Source organism: Sandarakinorhabdus cyanobacteriorum (genome assembly GCF_002251755.1).
Taxonomy (GTDB): Bacteria; Pseudomonadota; Alphaproteobacteria; order Sphingomonadales; family Sphingomonadaceae; genus Sandarakinorhabdus; species Sandarakinorhabdus cyanobacteriorum.
In genome coordinates this window covers 1-16,806 of record NZ_NOXT01000120.1, presented here as the reverse complement: position 1 = coordinate 16,806, position 16,806 = coordinate 1, and the positions used below count along the sequence as shown (strand labels likewise).

The window sequence follows — 16,806 nt, the reverse complement described above, 5'->3', positions numbered from 1 at the left end:
GCGGGATGGCCAGATAGCGGATCAGGGGAACAGGCCTTCCTTGCGCTTTTCGGCATAGCGGGCGCTGGCGATGTCGGCGCTGAAATAGGCTTCCTGCAGCTCGTGGCTCCAATAGCGCAGGGCCGCCAGCGGGATGCGCTGCTGGGTGACCGCGCAGAGCACATGGTCGCCCGATTGCAGCACGCGATAGCTGCCGCTTTCATAATGGAGCTTGGCGGCACGGCCGAAGCGATCGAGCATCAGAACAGACTCCCTTGCACGGGCTTGGCCGGCGGGCTGGTATAAACCGGCGTTTCGCCATCGCCAAAGCGGATCGTCAAGCGGGCTTGCGCCGCTGCGGCCGTGGCCGACGCAATCACATGCCCATCCGGCCCGGTGACAATGGCATAGCCGCGCGCCAGCACCTGCCGGGGCCCCAGCGTGTCGAGCATGCGGCCCGCCTGTTCCAGCCGGCCGGCGGCGCTGGCCAGCCGCTGTTCGATCAGGAAGGGGCGCAGCGCCGCGCCGGTGCGGGCGAGCTTCTGGGCATCGCTGTTCAGCGGCCGGGCCAGCGCCGGGGCCAGCCGCGCGGCGCTGCCGGCCAGCCGTTCGACACTGCGATCCAGCCGCGCCTGCAGCAGCGCCGGGCGCAGGCGGCCGGCAGCGTTGGTGACGCGCAGATCAACCCGGGCCAGCCGGGCGCTCAGCGCGGTGGGCAGGCGCTCGCTCAGGTCATCCACCCGCTGGCCGGCGAGGCCGATGAGGTTGCGCGGTTGCGGCAGGCGCCGGGCCAGCGCCAGCCCGCGTTCGCGCCGCAGTTTCCAGCCGCGCACGATGGCGGCATCCAGCCGGCCGTGCAGCATGGCAAGATTGGCGGCGAGCTCGGCCCGCACCGGCACCGCCCGTTCGGCGGCGGCCGTGGGGGTGGGCGCACGCCAATCGGCGGCATAGTCGATCAGCGTCGTGTCCGTCTCATGCCCCACCGCGCTGATCAGCGGGATGCGGCTGGCGGCGGCGGCGCGGACAACGATCTCCTCGTTGAAGGCGGCCAGATCCTCGATGCTGCCGCCGCCGCGCGCCACGATGATCAGATCGGGGCGTGCGATGGGGCCGCCCGGCGCAATCGCGTTGAACCCGGCGATGGCGGCGGCGACCTGGCCGGCCGATGCCTCCCCCTGCACCGCGACCGGCCACACCAGCACATGGCGGGGGAAGCGGTCGCCCAGCCGGTGGAGAATGTCGCGGATGACGGCGCCAGTGGGGCTGGTGACGACGCCGATGACACCGGGCAGCCAGGGCAGCGGTTTCTTGCGCGCCGGATCGAACAAGCCTTCGGCCTGCAGCTTCAGCCGCCGCGCCTCGATCTGGGCAAGCAGGGCGCCGACGCCGGCCGGCTCCAGCCGATCGATGATGAGTTGATAGCGCGAGCCGCCGGGATAGGTGGTCAGCCGGCCGGTGGCGATTACCTCCATCCCGTCTTCGGGGCGGAAGCTCAGACCGGCGGCGACGCCCTTCCACATGGCGAGTTCCAGCACGGCGCGCTCATCCTTCAGCCGGCCATACCAGTGGCCGCTGGTCTGGCGGCGGAATTGCGAGAGTTCGCCGCGCACCCGCACCTGGCCAAAGGCGGCCTCCACCGTGCGCTTCACGGCGCCGGCGATTTCGGAAACGCTGTATTCGGGAGTGTTTTCGCTCACGCCTGTTCCATAGCGGCGTTCGCGCGCTGATCATACTCCAAACCCGCTCATGCCGAGCTTGTCGAGGCACCGACCGGACAGTTGTGCGTGCCTCGACAAGCCCGGCATGAACGAGATTGGGCTGGCGGCATAATGGCCGCGAGGGCAAGCATCGGCGGCAAAGCCGCTTGCCGCGACATTTTGGCATGATATGGGCATGGGCCATGAGCGCATGCCCCGACTCCCTGAACATATTGGTGCTTGGTGGCGGGGGCCGTGAACACGCCCTGTGCTGGCGGCTGCGCCAGTCCCCGCGCTGCGCCGCGCTGATCTGCGCGCCGGGCAATGCCGGCATCGCGGCCGTGGCGGATTGTGTGGCGATCAGCATCACCGATGGCGCCGCCGTGCTGGCGCTGGTGCGCGACCGCCAGATTGGCCTGGTCGTGGTCGGCCCGGAAGCGCCGCTGGTGGCCGGTGTCGCCGATGCGCTGCGTGCCGCCGGGGTGCCGGTGCTGGGGCCATCGGCGGCCGCTGCCCAGCTGGAGGCATCCAAGGGCTTCACCAAGGACCTGAGTGCCGAGCATGGCATCCCGACGGCGCGGTTCCGCCGCTTTGCCGATGCCGCCGAGGCGCATCATTATGTGGCGGTGCACCCGCTGCCGGTGGTGGTGAAGGCCGATGGCCTGGCCGGCGGCAAGGGCGTGACGGTGGCCGAAACCAACGAGGAAGGCCTGGCGGCGCTGGCCGAAATCCATGGCCCCGTGGTGGTGGAACAATGCCTGGAAGGGCCGGAAGCCAGCCTGTTCATCCTGACCGATGGCGAGACGGTGCGGCTGCTGCCCACCGCGCAGGACCACAAGCGGCTGCGCGATGGCGATCAGGGGCCCAACACCGGCGGCATGGGCGCAATCTCGCCCAGCCCGCGGTTGACGCCGGACCTGATCGAGCGGGCGCTGACCGAAATCGTGCGGCCGACGCTGGCCTCCATGAAGGCGCGCGGCACGCCGTTCCAGGGCTTTCTCTATGCCGGGCTGATGCTGACGCCGACGGGCCCCATGCTGATCGAATATAATGTGCGGCTGGGCGATCCGGAAGCGCAGGTGCTGATGCTGCGGCTGGCCAGCGATGCGGTGGAATTGTTCTGGGCGGCAGCGACCGGCCATCTGGCCGAGGTGGAGCCGGTGTTCAGCGATGATGCCGCGGTGACGGTGGTGATGGCGGCCAATGGCTATCCCTCGCGGCCGGTGATGGGCACCGCGATCGAGGGGCTGGCCGCGGCCGAGGCGCTGGGCGTCACCATCTTCCACGCCGGCACGCGGATCAGCGAGGATGGCCGGCTGGTGGCGGCGGGCGGCCGCGTGCTGAACGTGACCGCGCTGGGCCATGATATTTCCGAGGCGCGCGCATTGGCCTATGCCGCTATTCGCAAGATCAGGTGGCACGGTGGCCATTTCCGGCGGGATATCGGGAAATCCGCCTGACACCCGCCGGTTTGGGGAGAGGCGCATGAGCGAGCGGCAGGAGCAGTTTTCGGGCACCAGTGCGGTGCGGCCGGGGCAGGAGATTGATGCCGGCCGGCTGCACGACTGGATGGCGGCCAATGTCGATGGCTATGCCGGGCCGCTGACCATTGAGCAGTTCAAGGGTGGGCAATCCAACCCGACCTACAAGCTGATCACGCCGGGGCAAGAATATGTGCTGCGCCGGAAGCCGCCGGGCCAGCTGCTGCCGTCGGCCCACGCCGTGGACCGCGAATATCGGGTGATCACCGCGCTGCACGCGCAGGGCTTCCCCGTCGCCCGCACCTTTGGCCTGTGCCAGGACAATGAGGTGATCGGCACCTGGTTCTACATCATGGATTGTGTGGACGGCCGGGTGATCTGGGACACGACCTTCCCCAGCGTGCCGAAGGACGAGCGCCGCGCCTATTTCGATGCGATGAATGCCACCATGGCCGAATTGCACATGATCGATCCCGACAAGGCCGGGCTGGGGGATTTCGGCAAGCCGGGCAATTATTTCGCCCGCCAGATCGGCCGCTGGAGCAAGCAATATCTGGAGGATGTCGACGCCGGGCGTTACGCGGCGATGGACCGGCTGGTCGAATGGCTGCCGGCCAATATCCCGCCCGGCGACGAGGTGAGCATCGTTCACGGCGATTATCGCTGTGACAACATGATCTTCCACCCGACCGAGCCGAAGGTGCTGGCGGTGCTGGACTGGGAATTGTCGACGCTGGGCAACCCGCTCGCCGATTTTTCCTATCATCTGATGATGTATCGCATGCCGCCCAGCACCACGACGGGGCTGGTGGGCAATGATCTGGCCGCGCTGGGCCTGCCGACGGAGGCCGAATATATCGACGCCTATTGCCGGCGCACCGGGCGGGACGGGATTGCCGACATTGATTTCTATGTCGCCTACAACATGTTCCGGCTGGCGGGCATCATCCACGGCATCAAGGGCCGGGTGATCCGCGGCACCGCCACTTCGGCGCATGCGAAGAAATCGGCGGAAGGCTTCGAAACGCTGGCCGATCTGGCGCTGGCACAGGCGAAGAAGCTGGGCGCCTGAAAGGGGCTTGCCGGGCGGGCCCGGCCGCCTCAGGCTGCGCATCATGAAGATGCGCTGGGCCCTGATGCTGTTCACTCTGCTGCTGGGGTTCGCCTGGGCGGCCCTGCGCGTGCAGGTGCCGGCGCCGCTGCCCTATGATGCCCCGGCCGATCGCTTCAGCGCCGGCCGCGCCATGGCCGATGTGCGGGTGCTGGCGGCCGAGCCGCACCCGACAGGATCGCCGGCCGCCGCCCGCGTGGTGGCGACCCTGGAACAGCGGCTGGCCTTTCTGGGCTTTGATGTGCGCCGGGTGGAGACAATCCTGCCCGAAAAGGCGGCCGAGCGGCTGCGCAGCCGGGGCGGCGATGCCACCAAGCCGGCGGTGAGCCTGGTGGCGGTGCGCAAGGGGGCCGATCCCAGCCTGCCGGCGGTGGTGTTGATGGCGCATCATGATTCGGTGATCGCCTCCCCCGGCGCGGCCGACGATATTGCCGGTGTGGCAGCGGTGCTGGAAATCGCCCGCGCCATCCCGCGCCTGTCGCAGCGGCGCGACCTGGTGCTGGTGTTGACCGATGCGGAAGAACAGGGGCTGGTCGGCGCGCGGGCGATCTATGCGCCCGGCGCTGCTGCCGATCCGATTGCGCTGCGCACCGGCGTGATGATCAATCTGGAAGCACGCGGCGGCGGCCGGGCGATGATGTTCCAGACCGGGCCGAACAACGCCAATCTGGTGCGCCTGCTGGCCGCCAGTTCGCCGGATGCTGCCGCCAGCAGCGTGGCGGTGACCGTTTATGAGAGCCTGCCCAACGACACGGATTTCACCCCGGTGCTGAAGCGCGGCATCGCCGGGCTGAACTTTGCCTTCATCGGGGAGGCCTGGGCCTATCACAGCCCGCTGGCGACGCCGGACCGGCTGGAACAGGGGGCGTTGCAGCATCTGGGCGACAGTGTGCTGGGCATCACGCGGGCGCTGGTGGGTGCCGATGTGCTGCCAAGGCCGGCGCCCAATGCGGTGTTCGCCACCGCCCCGCTGTTCGGCCTGATCATCTATCCGGCGGCCTTTGGCTGGGTGCTGGTGGGCATGACGGCGGTGTTGCTGGGGCTGGCGGCCTGGTGGCGGCGGGCGGAATGGAGCCTTGGTGGCAGCCTGTTCGCCTTTGGGCAGACGTTGCTCACCCTGATCATCGCCGGGCTGTTGATGTGGGGGTTGAACCTGCTGTCTGGCAGTGTCGGCGGCGAATATTATGACCGGCTGGCAGCGCTGCCGCGGCTGGAGATCGTGGCGGGGCTGGCGGCCCTGGCGGCGCTGCTGTTCATGGCCAGCGCGGCGGCCGGCAGCATCTGGGATCGCTGGATCCTGCTGGTGAAGCTGTGCTTCGTCGCGGCGCTGGCGGCACAGATCTGGCTGCCCGGCGCTGGCCCGGTGTTTGCCTGGCCGGCGCTGCTGGCCGCCATCGGGCTGGGCATCGGGGCGCGGCTGCGCGACGGGCTGTGGACGGTGCCGGCGCTGCTGATCGGCCTGCCTGGCCTGGCGCTGACGGCGGAGCTGGCGCATTTCGCCTTCCTGGGCGTGGGTGCGCCGATGCCCTATGCCATGGTGCCGCTATTGATCCCGGTGCTGGCGCTGGTGGCGCCGGCCATCCCCTCCGGCCCGCGCCGCCCGGCCCTGATCGCCGCCGGGGTGGCGGTGGCGCTGGCGGCGGGCGTGGCGCTGTGGGTCAATCTCGATGCCCCAGCCGCCTCCATCCCGCCCTATGCCGGGACGGAGAAGAAGCAGGGCTAAACCCCCTTCTCAAACCATCGCCATCAGGGTCGCATTGCCGCCCGCCGCCGTGAGGTTGGTGGAGATGGTGACTTCCTCCACCAGCCAGTCCGGCCGGTAATCGCCACGGGCATCGGCGCGCTGCAGGATGGGAATGGGGCCGGCCATCGCAGCAATGGCGACGCGCAGCGCCGCATCATCCGTTTCGATCAGCGCGGCGCCATATTCGCCGGCATTGGGCAGGGCTGGCAGCCAGCAGGTGCGCGCCGCAACGGCCGTGGGCAGGCCGGCGGGTGCCCCCAGTGGCCAGACGATGTCGGCCCGGTTGCCCTGCGCCAGCGCATGGCCGAGAGCCAGGATCAGGCCATCGGGCGTCGCCGGCACGATCAGCACGGAACCGCGCGGGTGGAGGCTGTAATGATTGCGCTCCCCCACCGGGCCGGGCAGATCGGCTTCATGGCCGGTGAGGCGGGGCAGACCGGCAAGCCGTGCGGCCAGCGCCGCCTGGCCTGAGGCCGCCAGCCAGTCTGCCAACGCCGTCAGCGCCGGATCGGCCGGGCCGCTGGCACTGATACGGTCATCGGCACGCGCCTGCACCAGCCGGCCGAGATAGAGCGGCCCGCCCGCCTTGGGCCCGGTGCCCGACAGGCCACGCCCGCCAAAGGGCTGCACGCCCACCACCGCGCCGATGATGTTGCGGTTGATATAGAGATTGCCGGCCGGGACCGCGCTGGACACCTGCGAGATCGTCTCGTCCAGCCGCGTGTGCAGGCCGAAGGTGAGGCCATAGCCGGTGGCGTTGATGGCAGCGATCACGTCGGCCAGCGCCTCGCGCCGCCAGCGCAGCACGTGCAGCACCGGGCCAAACACCTCGCCGCCAATCTGGGCGATGTCGTCAATCTCGATGATGGTGGGCGCCACGAAATGGCCGTGGGCACAATCGGCCGGCAGCGGCAGCCGTTCCACGTTACAGCCCAGCGCTGCCAGCCGCGCCACATGCGCCTCGATCCGTGCCTTGGCCTCGGCGCTGATCACCGGGCCGATATCGGTCGCCAGCCGGTCGGGATTGCCCAGGCTCAGCTCGGCCAGCGCGCCCTTCAGCATGGCAAGCTGCCGGTCGGCAATGTCATCCTGCAGGCACAGGATGCGCAGCGCCGAGCAGCGCTGGCCGGCGCTGTCAAAGGCCGACGCGATCACATCGGCGGTCACCTGCTCGGCCAACGCGGAGGAATCGACGATCATCGCATTCTGGCCGCCGGTTTCGGCAAGCAGCGGGATCGGCGCGCCCGATGGCAGGGCGCGCGGCGCGAGCTGCTGCTGGATCAGGCGGGCAACCTCGGTTGATCCGGTGAACACCACGCCGGCCACCTGCGGCTGGGCAACCAGCGCCGCCCCGATGGCGCCATCGCCGGGCAGCAGTTGCAGCGCGGCGGCCGGCACGCCGGCGGCTTGGAGCAAGCGCACGGCAGCGGCGGCGATCAGCGGTGTTTCCTCCGCCGGCTTGGCCAGCACGGCATTGCCGGCCACCAGCGCGGCGGCGATCTGGCCGATGAAGATGGCGAGCGGGAAGTTCCACGGGCTGATGCAGGCGACGACGCCCAGCGGCGGCTGGCCGCCCGCCAGCGTGGTTTGGGCAGTTTGCGCGTAATAACGCAGGAAATCCACGGCCTCGCGCACTTCGGCGACCGCGTTGGCGGCGCTCTTGCCCGCCTCCCGGATGATGAGGCCGATCAGCGCCTCCATCTCCTGCTCCAGCCTGTCGGCGGCGGTGTCCAGCACGGCGGCGCGGGCGGTGACGGGGGTGGCGGCCCAATCGGCGGCAGCGGCTGCGGCGGCGGTGGCGGCGCGGGCAACATCGTCCGGGCTGGCCTGCGTCACCTGCCCCACGATATCCCGCGCATCGGCCGGGTTCGGAACCGGCAGCACCGCGCCGCCACTGGCGGGCACGGCCAGCATTGGCGCTGCCGCAATAGGAGTCGCGGCGCTGGCGCGCAGCGTGGCGGCCAGAGCGGCCAGCACGTCTGCATTGGCGAGATCAAGGCCGCGCGAATTGCGGCGGGGCCCAAGCAGCGCCGGCGGCAGCGCGATCAGCGGGTGCGGGGCGCCGGGCAGCGCCTCGCCGCGCAGCTGTGCCACCGGATCGGCGGCCAGCGCGGCGGCCGGCACATCTTCGTCCCAGATGCGCTGCACAAAGCTGCTGTTGGCGCCATTTTCGAGCAGGCGGCGCACGAGATAGGCCAGCAGCGTTTCATGCCCGCCCACCGGCGCATAGATGCGGCACGGGCGGTTCAGCCTGTCCGCCCCCACCACCTCTTCATACAGCGCCTCGCCCATGCCGTGCAGGCACTGATATTCATAATCGCCGGGCGCAAAATCCGGCCCGGCCATGTGGTAGATGCTGGCCAGCGTGTGGGCATTGTGGGTGGCGAATTGTGGGAACACATGGTCACGCGCGCCCAGCAGCTTCGCGGCGCAGGCCAGGTACGACACATCGGTGTGCAGCTTTTGGGTATAGACCGGGAAATCGGCGTGGCCGTCCACCTGCGCGCGCTTGATCTCGCTGTCCCAATAGGCGCCCTTGACCAGCCGCACCATCAGCCGGCGGCGGGAGCGGCGGGCGAGATCGATCAGCCAGTCGATCACGAACGGGCAGCGCTTGCCATAGGCCTGGACGACAAAGCCCAGCCCGTCCCAACCGGCAAGATCGGGATCGAAGGCCAGCGCTTCGAGCAGATCGAGGCTCAATTCCAGCCGGTCCGCCTCTTCGGCATCGATGTTGAAGCCGATGTCGTTGGCGCGCGCCAGCCGGGCGAGGTGGGTGAGGCGCGGCAGCAGCTCGGCCATCACGCGGCTGGCTTGCGCCCGGGCATAGCGCGGGTGCAGGGCCGAAAGCTTCACCGAAATGCCCGGGCCGGCCACCGGCCCGCGGGCGGCGGCGGCCGCGCCGATGGCGGCGATGGCCTGTTCATAATCGCGGGCATAACGGTCGGCATCGGCCATGGTGGTCGCCGCTTCGCCCAGCATGTCATAGCTGTAGGCAAAGCCGCGTGCCTCAAGGGCGCGGGCGCGGTCCAGCGCTTCGGCGATGGTTTCGCCGGTGACGAATTGTTCGCCCATCAGCCGCATCGCCATGTCGATGCCGCGGCGGATCACCGGCTCGCCGGCGCGGGCGATCAGCCGGGTCAGCGCCGCGCCCAGCCCGGCCTCGGCAAAGCTGGCGGTGAGCTTGCCGGTGACCATCAGGCCCCAGGTGGCGGCGTTGACAAACAGGCTCTTGCCGCCTTCCAGATGCGCCTGCCAGTTGCCGCCGGCGATCTTGTCGCGGATCAGCGCGTCGCGGGTTTCGGTGTCGGGAATGCGCAGCAGCGCTTCGGCCAGGCACATCAGCGCCACCCCTTCCTGGCTGGACAGCGCATATTCCTGCACCAGCACTTCGACGCCGCCGCGCGGGCCCTTGGCGCGCAGGGCCGTCACCAGCTGCAGCGCGGTGGCGCTGATCCTGGCCTGCAGATCGGCATCGGGCGGCAGCATCGCCAGCAGGCCGGCCACCGCTTCGGGTTCGGGGCGGCGGGTGGCGGCGGTGATGGCGGCCCGCAACGGGGCGGCGGGCTGGGCGGCGGGATCGAAATCGGCAAAGGGGGCAGACATGGCGGCAAGCCTCCGGCAGCAGGGGCGGTCAGCATAAACCGGTTGCCGCCGGCAATCTGGCTGAACAGCTGCGCTTTGGCCGTGACTTTGCCCGAAAATGCCGCCATCATCAGCCGATATGGCCAGTCTATCGCCCGAATCCAGCCCGATTGACCAGATTGACCGCAAGATCATCGATGTGCTGGCCCAGGATGGCCGCATCAGCATCACCGATCTGGCGGCGCGCATCGGCCTGTCCAAATCGCCGACCCAGGTGCGGCTGAAGCGGCTGGTGGACGATGGCATCATCCGTGGCTTTCGCGCCGTCACCGATCCGGTGAAGCTGGGCCTGGGCCATATCGCCTTTGCCGAAGTGAAATTGTCGGACACGCGGGAAAAGGCGCTGGCCGAATTCGCCCGCGCCGTGCTGCAGGTGCGCGAGATCGAGGAATGCCACATGATGGCCAGCAGCTTTGATTATCTGCTGAAGGTGCGCACTGCCGATATCCACGCCTATCGCCGGGTGCTGGGTGAGAAGATTTCCAGCCTGCCGCATGTCGCCAGCACCTCCACCTTCGTGGTGATGGAGGCGATCATCGAGGCGGGGCGGTGATCAGGTCCTCCCCCAGAGGGGGAGGTGCCCGCAGGGCGGAGGGGGCCGGCAATGACCGCGCCTCGCGGCCCCCTCCGCCTTCCTCCGGTCGGCACCTCCCCCAGAGGGGGAGGATCTTGTCACACCGGATAGCCTGACCAGGGCTTGATGCTGCGGATGGCAAAGCCGGAGCGCATGGACGACACGCCGGGCAGGCGGGCCAGGCAGTTGCGGTGGATGCTGTCGAACTGGTCGAGATCGCGGGCGGCGACGCGCAGCAGATAATCGGCGCTGCCCGACATCAGATGGCATTCCAAGATGTCGTCAAAGCCGGCCACCGCCGCCTCGAACCGGTCCATCGCCTCGTGGCTCTGGCTGGTGAGGGTGATTTCCACGAAGGCGTGCAACTTGAGGCCCAGCGCCTGCGGATCAAGCTGGGCGCGATAACCGCTGATCAGCCCGTCGGCCTCCAGCTGCTTGATGCGGCGGTGGCAGGCCGAGGTGGACAGGCCGAGCTGGCCGGCGAGATCAGCCAGGCTGGCGGTCGAGTCGCGCTGCAGCGCGCGCAGGAGGAGTTGATCATGCCGGTCCATGGGAAAATATCCTGCCAGTTGAGCCTATACGGGGATAGCATTGCGGCAAAATGCGGAAAAGGCCCAAAGTCTGGCAGCACTTCCCGGCCAAAGCGGCGCATACTTTCCCTATCCTGGGCAGGAGAATGATCATGCGTGTCGGCACGGTGCGGGAAATCAAGAATCACGAATATCGCGTGGGGCTGACGCCCGAAAGCGCGCGCGAACTGGTCGCCCATGGCCATGATGTGTGGGTGGAGGCCGGGGCCGGGGCCGGGATTGGCGCCGGGGATGCCGATTATGGGGCCGCCGGCGCGGTGATCGTGCCCGATGCCGCCACCATCTTTGCCGAATGCGACATGGTGGTGAAGGTGAAGGAACCGCAGGCTGCCGAGCGCGCCATGCTGCGCCGCGGGCAGATCCTTTATACCTATCTCCACCTCGCGCCCGATCCGGAGCAGACGGCCGATCTGGTCAAGTCCGGCGTCACCGCCATTGCCTATGAAACCGTGACCGGTGCCGATGGCAGCCTGCCGCTGTTGAAGCCGATGAGCCAGGTGGCGGGCCGCATGGCGATCCAGGCTGGCGCCACCGCGCTGGAAAAGGCCCATGGCGGGCGTGGCGTGCTGCTGGGCGGGGTGCCCGGCGTGCTGCCGGCCAAGGTGGTGGTGATCGGTGGCGGCGTGGTGGGCTTCAACGCGGCGCAGATGGCGGTGGGCCTGGGGGCCGATGTCACCATCCTCGATCGCGATCCGGCGGTGCTGGAACGGCTGGACAATCATTTCGAAGGCCGGGCGCGCACGCTCTATTCCGGCCGGGCGAGCCTTGCCGAACAGGTGGCGGCGGCCGATCTGGTGATTGGTGCCGTGCTGATCCCCGGCGCCGCCGCGCCCAAGCTGGTGACGCGCGCCATGCTGGCGACGATGAAGCCCGGCGCCGTGCTGGTGGATGTCGCCATCGATCAGGGCGGCTGTTTTGAAACCAGCCACGCCACCACCCATGCCCAGCCCACCTATGTGGTGGATGGCATCGTGCATTATTGCGTTGCCAACATGCCGGGCGCGGTGGCGCGCACCAGCACCTATGCGCTGAACAATGTCACCCTGCCGCACGCGCTGCGCATTGCCGATCTGGGCTGGCAGGCGGCGCTGAAGGCCAATCCCCACCTCGCCGCCGGGCTGAATGTGCATGATGGCCAGGTGACCCACGCCGCCGTGGCGCGCGATCTGGGCTATGCCCACGTGGCGGTGGAGCAGGTGCTGTAACATCCGCCCCCGCTGGGGGAGGTGCCCGCAGGGCGGAGGGGGCCGGCAAGGACCGCGCTTGGCGGCCCCCTCCGTCACGCTTCGCGTGCCACCTCCCCCAGAAGGGGGAGGATCTGGGTTAAAGCCCCAGCACATCCCCCATGGCGTAGCGGCCGGCGGGCTTGCCAGCCAGCCACTGCGCCGCCTTCAAGGCGCCGCGGGCGAAGATGCTGCGGTTTTCGGCGCGGTGCCACAGTTCGATGCGCTCGCCCTCGCTGGCCAGCAGCACCATGTGATCGCCGGCCGCGCTGCCACCGCGCAGGGACGCAAAGCCGATTTCGCCCGTGGCCCGCGCGCCGATGATGCCATCGCGGCCGCTGGCCATGTTGGCAGCCAGGTCAATGCCGCGCCCGCGCGCCGCCGCCTGGCCCAGCGCCAGCGCCGTGCCCGATGGCGCGTCCACCTTCATGCGGTGGTGCAGTTCGGCGATCTCTATGTCCCAATCGGGGCCGAGCGCGCGGGCCGCCTGCTCCACCAGCCGGGCGAGCAGGGTGACGCCCAGGCTGGTGTTGGCGGCCTGCAGCACGGCGATGCGCTGTGCGGCGGCGTCGATCTGGGCGTGGTGCGCCGGCTCCAGCCCGGTGGTTCCGATCACCAGCGCGCAGCGCGCCTCTTCCGCCGCCTCCAGGCTGGTGGCCAGCGCGGCCGGCGCGGAAAAATCGATCAGCACATCGCATTTGTGGGCAATCGCCCCGATGTTGGAGCAGACGGTGAGGGTTTCCGGATGCCCCGGCCCGGCCGGGCGGCCGCAGCTGGCATGGCCGGCCCGCTCAACCGCGCCAGCCAGCGCCAGGCCGGGCCAGTCCCCCATCTGGGCGATGATGGCCTGGCCCATGCGCCCGCCGGCGCCCAGCACCCCGATACGGATTGGCTTGTTCGTCATGCCCGCTGTTGTGGGCGATGGCGGGCGGCATTGCAATTGGTTAACGGGCGCGCCGCCGGCTGAGCCAGCCCGCCGCGACCAGCGAGACGAGCAGGCCCACGGGCAGGATTTCGGTGGCCGTCACGCCCATGCGCCAGAGGGGCCGGGCATAATCGGCGGCAAACTGCGCGGCCTCGGCCTTCACCCGGGCGATGGTGGCGGCATCGCCGCCCTGCACTGCATCGGCCACCATCGCCCCCGCATATTCGGCACCGAAATCCATGCCGGTGACGCTGAGCGCCGCTTCCCACGCCAGCACATAGAAGAGCGTGGCGATCAGCGTGATGCCCAGCCCCAGGCCCAGCGCCGGCCAGAAGCCGATCACCCCGCCCAATGTCACATCGCGGTGCTGCCTTATGGCCAATACGATCATGCTGAACGCCAGCAGCATGCCCGAATAGCCGATGGCCATGCCCACGGCCGGGCTGGGAATCGCCTCGTGAAAGGCAACCGTGGTGCCGAACAAGATGCTGCCGATGATGAGGCCGCTGGCGAGGCCATAGCGGATGAGGATGGCGATCATGTGAGTCTCCGATCAATGTGGAGCCATCGGTTCAGCATGGCCGCAGCCGCCATGTCAGTCGCCCATATGGGTGATTTTGGCCAAATCACCCCAAAATGCCCAGCACGCGGGCGCGGGCGATGGCCTCCGTGCGGCTGCTGGCGCCCAGCTTCTCGAACAGGCGGGCCAGATGCGTCTTCACCGTGTTGGGGGAGACGCCCATCGTGCGCGCCATCTCCTTGTTGGCCTGGCCGGCGGCGAGCAGCTGCAGAACCTCCACCTCACGCGGGGTAAGGCCCAGGCTGGCCACCGCCGCCGGGTTGCCGGGCGGCGGCTGGACAGGCCCAGCCACAGCCCCAGCGCCAGAAACAGCCCGGCCACCAGCACCAGCGCGATATCGGCCGTGCGGGTGCGCGCCAGCCGCTGATAATCCGCCCAGGCGAGCAACAGCGCACCCGCCGCCAGCGCCGCACCCCAGCCCAGCATCGGCCACCCGAACCGCCATTGTATCCGCCGCCCCCGCATGGCCGGCACTCAGCCACAGCTTGCCGCGCTTGGCCAGCCGCCCCTATGCTCACCCCATGCACTTGCGCCCCGCCACCGCCGCCGATGCCCCGGCCATCGCCGCCCTCCACACCGCCAGCTGGCGCGTCGCCTATGCCCATATCCTGAGCGCCGATTGGCTTGCGAACGATCTGCCGGCCGACCGCCTGCGCGTGTGGAGCGCCCGCTTCGCCGCGCTCGATCCCGCCATGCGGGTGCTGCTGGCCGAAGATGCCGATGGCATCGCCGGCTTTGTCTGCCTGTTCCTCGCGGCCGACCCGCACTGGGGCAGCCATGTCGACAATCTCCACGTCCGCCCCGGCCTGAAGGGCCAGGGCCTCGGCCGCCAGCTGCTCGCCGCCGCAGCCGGAATCGCGCTGGCCGAAGCGCCGGGGCTGGGCCTTGATCTCCACGTCTATGCCGCCAACGTGGCGGCGCGCGGCTTCTACCGCCGTCTGGGCGGGCTCGAATCCCTGGCCGAAAAAGAGGCCGCGCCCGATGGCAGCACCCAGGCCTATCAGCGCATCTGGTGGCCCGACCCAAAGGCGCTCACCCCATGAACATCGTCATCCTCACCGGCGCCGGCATCTCGGCCGAAAGCGGCGTGCCCACCTTCCGCGCCGCCGATGGCCTGTGGGAAGGCCACCGCGTCGAAGATGTCGCCACCCCGCAAGCCTTTCGGCGCAACCCCACCCTCGTCCAGCAATTCTACGATCAGCGCCGCGCCCACCTGGGCCAGGTCGTGCCCAACGCCGCCCACCACGCGCTGGCGCGGCTAGAGGCGGCATGGCCAAAGGGGAATGGCTTCGACTTCCTCCTCGTCACCCAGAATGTCGATGATCTGCACGACCGCGCCGGCCACAACCACCTCGTCCACATGCACGGCGAACTGAACAGCGCGCTCTGCACCCGCTGCGGCGCCGCCAATCCGTGGCGCAGGCCATTGTTGGACAACCCGCCCTGCCCGGCCTGCCGCCAGCCCGGCGGCCTCCGCCCCGATATCGTCTGGTTCGGCGAAATGCCCTACCACATGGATCGCATCGAAACCGCCCTGGCCGCCGCAGACCTGTTCGTCTCCATCGGCACCTCCGGCGCCGTCTACCCCGCCGCCGGCTTCGTGGCACAGGCCAAGGCCGCCGGCGCCCACACGCTGGAACTCAACCTCGAGCCATCGGCCGGCACCCCCCTGTTCGACGAAGCCCGCCACGGCCCGGCCACGCAACTGGTGCCGGCGTGGGTTGAGGAGGTTTTGGCTGCGGGTTGAAGAAAAGAGGGCCTCCGGCGGGAAGGGTCACAGACCCTGCACCCGTTTGTTTTCGGGCGGTGCTCGTCGGCCGAATTTGGGGTGAAATAGCGATACGCCCCACATCGTCGCCCCGTGCTTGACACGGGGCTTGGCTTTCCTTCGCTGCGTCGAAAAAATAGGCGAGCGATGGCAAGAGGCGGCTGGGTCTACATCATGGCAAACCGCTATCGCGGCGGCATGTATGTTGGCGTGACGGCCGATGTGCTGCGGCGGGTGCAGCAGCATAGCGCAGGCGCAGGCTCAATCCATGTCGTCGATTTTGCCAAGCTGCGGCTGGTATATGCCGAGCGCCATGATGAGATCGAGCGCGCCATAGCCCGCGAAAAGCTGGTGAAGAAATGGCGACGCGAATGGAAATTTGCCCTGATCGGGGCCGACAACCCCGGTTGGGATGATTTGTGGGACACGTGGTTCACACCCAGCGAGCAGCAAGAATAGCCAAGCCCCGTGTCAAGCACGGGGCGACGGGGATTTCAGACAGCGAGTATGCTACGCAACATCGCAATGACCACCGATTCTGCCCATGACAGCATCCGCCAAGGCCTGCGGCGAAGCCCTCGCCTTCGCCGCAGGCAACACCGCCGGCGCGCAGGTGCGCCAGGTGCCGATCACACAAGTTGACGTCGCCGCCATCCGCGCCAGCACCGGCCTGTCGCAAAGCCAGTTCGCAAGGCTCATCGGCGTTGCCAAGGGCACCCTCCTCAACTGGGAACAAGGCCGCCGCCGCCCCACTGGCCCAGCCCAGGCGCTGCTGGCCATTATCGCCAAACGGCCGTCGCTGGTGGATGAGTTGCTTCAATAAGATCGGAAGAAAGACTCTGCCCCGAATCAGGTCTGTGACTTAGGCAGGGATGAGCTTATTATGATGTCCGCGAAATTATCATGCGGCGGCTATTTGGACGTGATGCCTCGGAGAGACGAGATCATCAAGAGGGAACCATGCAAAGCATTCACCCAGATATCGTTTCAACTTTCCACCAGACGGTTAGTCTCGAACGCCGAGACGTGTTTGAGGACGATCGTTTGATGCCGCAGTGCGCAATTGCCGATGCAAATACGGCAGCACCGGGATGGGTCGGGCGTGACTGGACGCCAGGCGGGACGTTGCTGATGGCAATCAACCCCGGGGGCGGCGGTGACAACTATCGCATGAATCCGACCGATGCCCGGCTGTATAGCCTAATAAGGGCGTTTCGCTCGGCCGAAGATCATTCGTCCAAAGCCGCGACCCTGAGAGCTCTGTCCGACGCATGGCTTCAAGTTCAAACTACACACGCCATAAGTCGCGTGATTTCCGCGGTGCTCGACGCCACGGGTGGAACACTTAACTCCAGTGCTTTCCTGAATATGCTGCCCTTCAGGACTCGCGGAAACAAGCCAGCACGGCGATCCGAGTTGCGGAGAGCTTGGGTGAAGGGCACAGGCAATCAGCCCGGATTATTCACCGGCCGGGTGATTTCGGGTTGGC

Annotated in this window: 17 protein-coding genes; 10 read left to right on the top strand and 7 right to left on the bottom strand. The window is 68.5% G+C overall.

The window, feature by feature from the left end; translation table 11 throughout:
* Positions 1–21: 21 nt before the first annotated feature.
* Both CHU93_RS12425 and xseA read right to left on the bottom strand, forming a co-directional pair.
* Positions 22–240, bottom strand: a complete 219-nt coding sequence (locus CHU93_RS12425) for a DUF2093 domain-containing protein (protein ID WP_086117842.1) — start codon at positions 238–240, stop codon at positions 22–24.
* A complete protein-coding gene (gene xseA / locus CHU93_RS12420) occupies positions 240–1,676 on the bottom strand; it encodes an exodeoxyribonuclease VII large subunit (RefSeq protein ID WP_094474488.1) in 1,437 nt (478 codons plus the stop codon). Before xseA ends, CHU93_RS12425 begins: the two co-directional genes overlap by 1 nt.
* A 224-nt stretch (positions 1,677–1,900) precedes the next feature.
* Between xseA and purD the strand changes: the two genes are divergently transcribed.
* The 3 genes from purD to CHU93_RS12405 are packed head-to-tail and all read left to right on the top strand — an operon-like array spanning position 1,901 to position 5,991.
* Positions 1,901–3,136, top strand: a complete 1,236-nt coding sequence (gene purD, locus CHU93_RS12415) for a phosphoribosylamine--glycine ligase (RefSeq protein WP_094474590.1) — start codon at positions 1,901–1,903, stop codon at positions 3,134–3,136.
* Positions 3,137–3,161: 25 nt separating this feature from the next.
* Positions 3,162–4,229: a phosphotransferase family protein gene (locus tag CHU93_RS12410; protein ID WP_094474486.1), complete on the top strand. Its 1,068-nt coding sequence runs from the start codon at positions 3,162–3,164 to the stop codon at positions 4,227–4,229.
* Positions 4,230–4,272: 43 nt separating this feature from the next.
* Positions 4,273–5,991 carry a M20/M25/M40 family metallo-hydrolase gene (locus CHU93_RS12405; RefSeq protein ID WP_165768724.1) on the top strand — a complete coding sequence of 573 codons (1,719 nt, stop codon included), beginning with the start codon at positions 4,273–4,275 and terminating at the stop codon, positions 5,989–5,991.
* 9 nt (positions 5,992–6,000) lie between these two features.
* On the opposite strand, the gene putA is transcribed toward CHU93_RS12405, so the two are convergent.
* Positions 6,001–9,618 carry a bifunctional proline dehydrogenase/L-glutamate gamma-semialdehyde dehydrogenase PutA gene (gene putA / locus CHU93_RS12400; protein ID WP_094474482.1) on the bottom strand — a complete coding sequence of 1,206 codons (3,618 nt, stop codon included), beginning with the start codon at positions 9,616–9,618 and terminating at the stop codon, positions 6,001–6,003.
* A gap of 118 nt (positions 9,619–9,736) precedes the next feature.
* On the opposite strand from putA, the gene CHU93_RS12395 reads away from it, so the two are divergent.
* A complete protein-coding gene (locus CHU93_RS12395) occupies positions 9,737–10,210 on the top strand; it encodes an Lrp/AsnC family transcriptional regulator (protein ID WP_094474480.1) in 474 nt (157 codons plus the stop codon).
* 119 nt (positions 10,211–10,329) lie between these two features.
* On the opposite strand, the gene CHU93_RS12390 is transcribed toward CHU93_RS12395, so the two are convergent.
* Positions 10,330–10,782 carry an Lrp/AsnC family transcriptional regulator gene (locus CHU93_RS12390; RefSeq protein WP_086117836.1) on the bottom strand — a complete coding sequence of 151 codons (453 nt, stop codon included), beginning with the start codon at positions 10,780–10,782 and terminating at the stop codon, positions 10,330–10,332.
* A 131-nt stretch (positions 10,783–10,913) separates the two neighbouring features.
* On the opposite strand from CHU93_RS12390, the gene ald reads away from it, so the two are divergent.
* Entirely contained in the window at positions 10,914–12,026 is a 1,113-nt protein-coding gene (ald, locus tag CHU93_RS12385) for an alanine dehydrogenase (RefSeq protein ID WP_094474589.1), read from the top strand.
* A 118-nt stretch (positions 12,027–12,144) separates the two neighbouring features.
* Here ald and dapB read toward each other — a convergent pair whose 3' ends face one another.
* The 3 genes from dapB to CHU93_RS18015 all read right to left on the bottom strand — a co-directional run bounded on the left by dapB (position 12,145) and on the right by CHU93_RS18015 (position 13,841).
* Positions 12,145–12,948 carry a 4-hydroxy-tetrahydrodipicolinate reductase gene (gene dapB, locus CHU93_RS12380; protein WP_094474479.1) on the bottom strand — a complete coding sequence of 268 codons (804 nt, stop codon included), beginning with the start codon at positions 12,946–12,948 and terminating at the stop codon, positions 12,145–12,147.
* A 40-nt stretch (positions 12,949–12,988) separates the two neighbouring features.
* Positions 12,989–13,510 carry a DUF4199 domain-containing protein gene (locus CHU93_RS12375; RefSeq protein WP_094474477.1) on the bottom strand — a complete coding sequence of 174 codons (522 nt, stop codon included), beginning with the start codon at positions 13,508–13,510 and terminating at the stop codon, positions 12,989–12,991.
* A gap of 85 nt (positions 13,511–13,595) precedes the next feature.
* Positions 13,596–13,841, bottom strand: a complete 246-nt coding sequence (locus CHU93_RS18015) for a response regulator transcription factor (protein WP_243375636.1) — start codon at positions 13,839–13,841, stop codon at positions 13,596–13,598.
* A 229-nt stretch (positions 13,842–14,070) separates the two neighbouring features.
* On the opposite strand from CHU93_RS18015, the gene CHU93_RS12365 reads away from it, so the two are divergent.
* The 5 genes from CHU93_RS12365 to CHU93_RS17335 form a co-directional block, all read left to right on the top strand.
* Entirely contained in the window at positions 14,071–14,592 is a 522-nt protein-coding gene (locus tag CHU93_RS12365) for a GNAT family N-acetyltransferase (RefSeq protein ID WP_094474475.1), read from the top strand.
* On the top strand, positions 14,589–15,296 hold the full coding sequence (locus CHU93_RS12360) for an NAD-dependent deacylase (protein ID WP_094474473.1): 708 nt from the start codon (positions 14,589–14,591) through the stop codon (positions 15,294–15,296). The genes CHU93_RS12365 and CHU93_RS12360 overlap by 4 nt, the downstream gene beginning before the upstream one ends.
* A 168-nt stretch (positions 15,297–15,464) precedes the next feature.
* Positions 15,465–15,776 (top strand): GIY-YIG nuclease family protein, encoded by a 312-nt coding sequence (locus CHU93_RS12355; protein ID WP_094474472.1) that lies wholly within the window; start codon positions 15,465–15,467, stop codon positions 15,774–15,776.
* Between the two features lie 85 nt (positions 15,777–15,861).
* Positions 15,862–16,140, top strand: a complete 279-nt coding sequence (locus CHU93_RS12350) for a helix-turn-helix domain-containing protein (RefSeq protein WP_094474470.1) — start codon at positions 15,862–15,864, stop codon at positions 16,138–16,140.
* Positions 16,141–16,277: 137 nt separating this feature from the next.
* Positions 16,278–16,806, top strand: a 529-nt coding sequence (locus CHU93_RS17335) for a hypothetical protein (RefSeq protein WP_133064396.1), incomplete at its 3' end; no start/stop codon positions are given.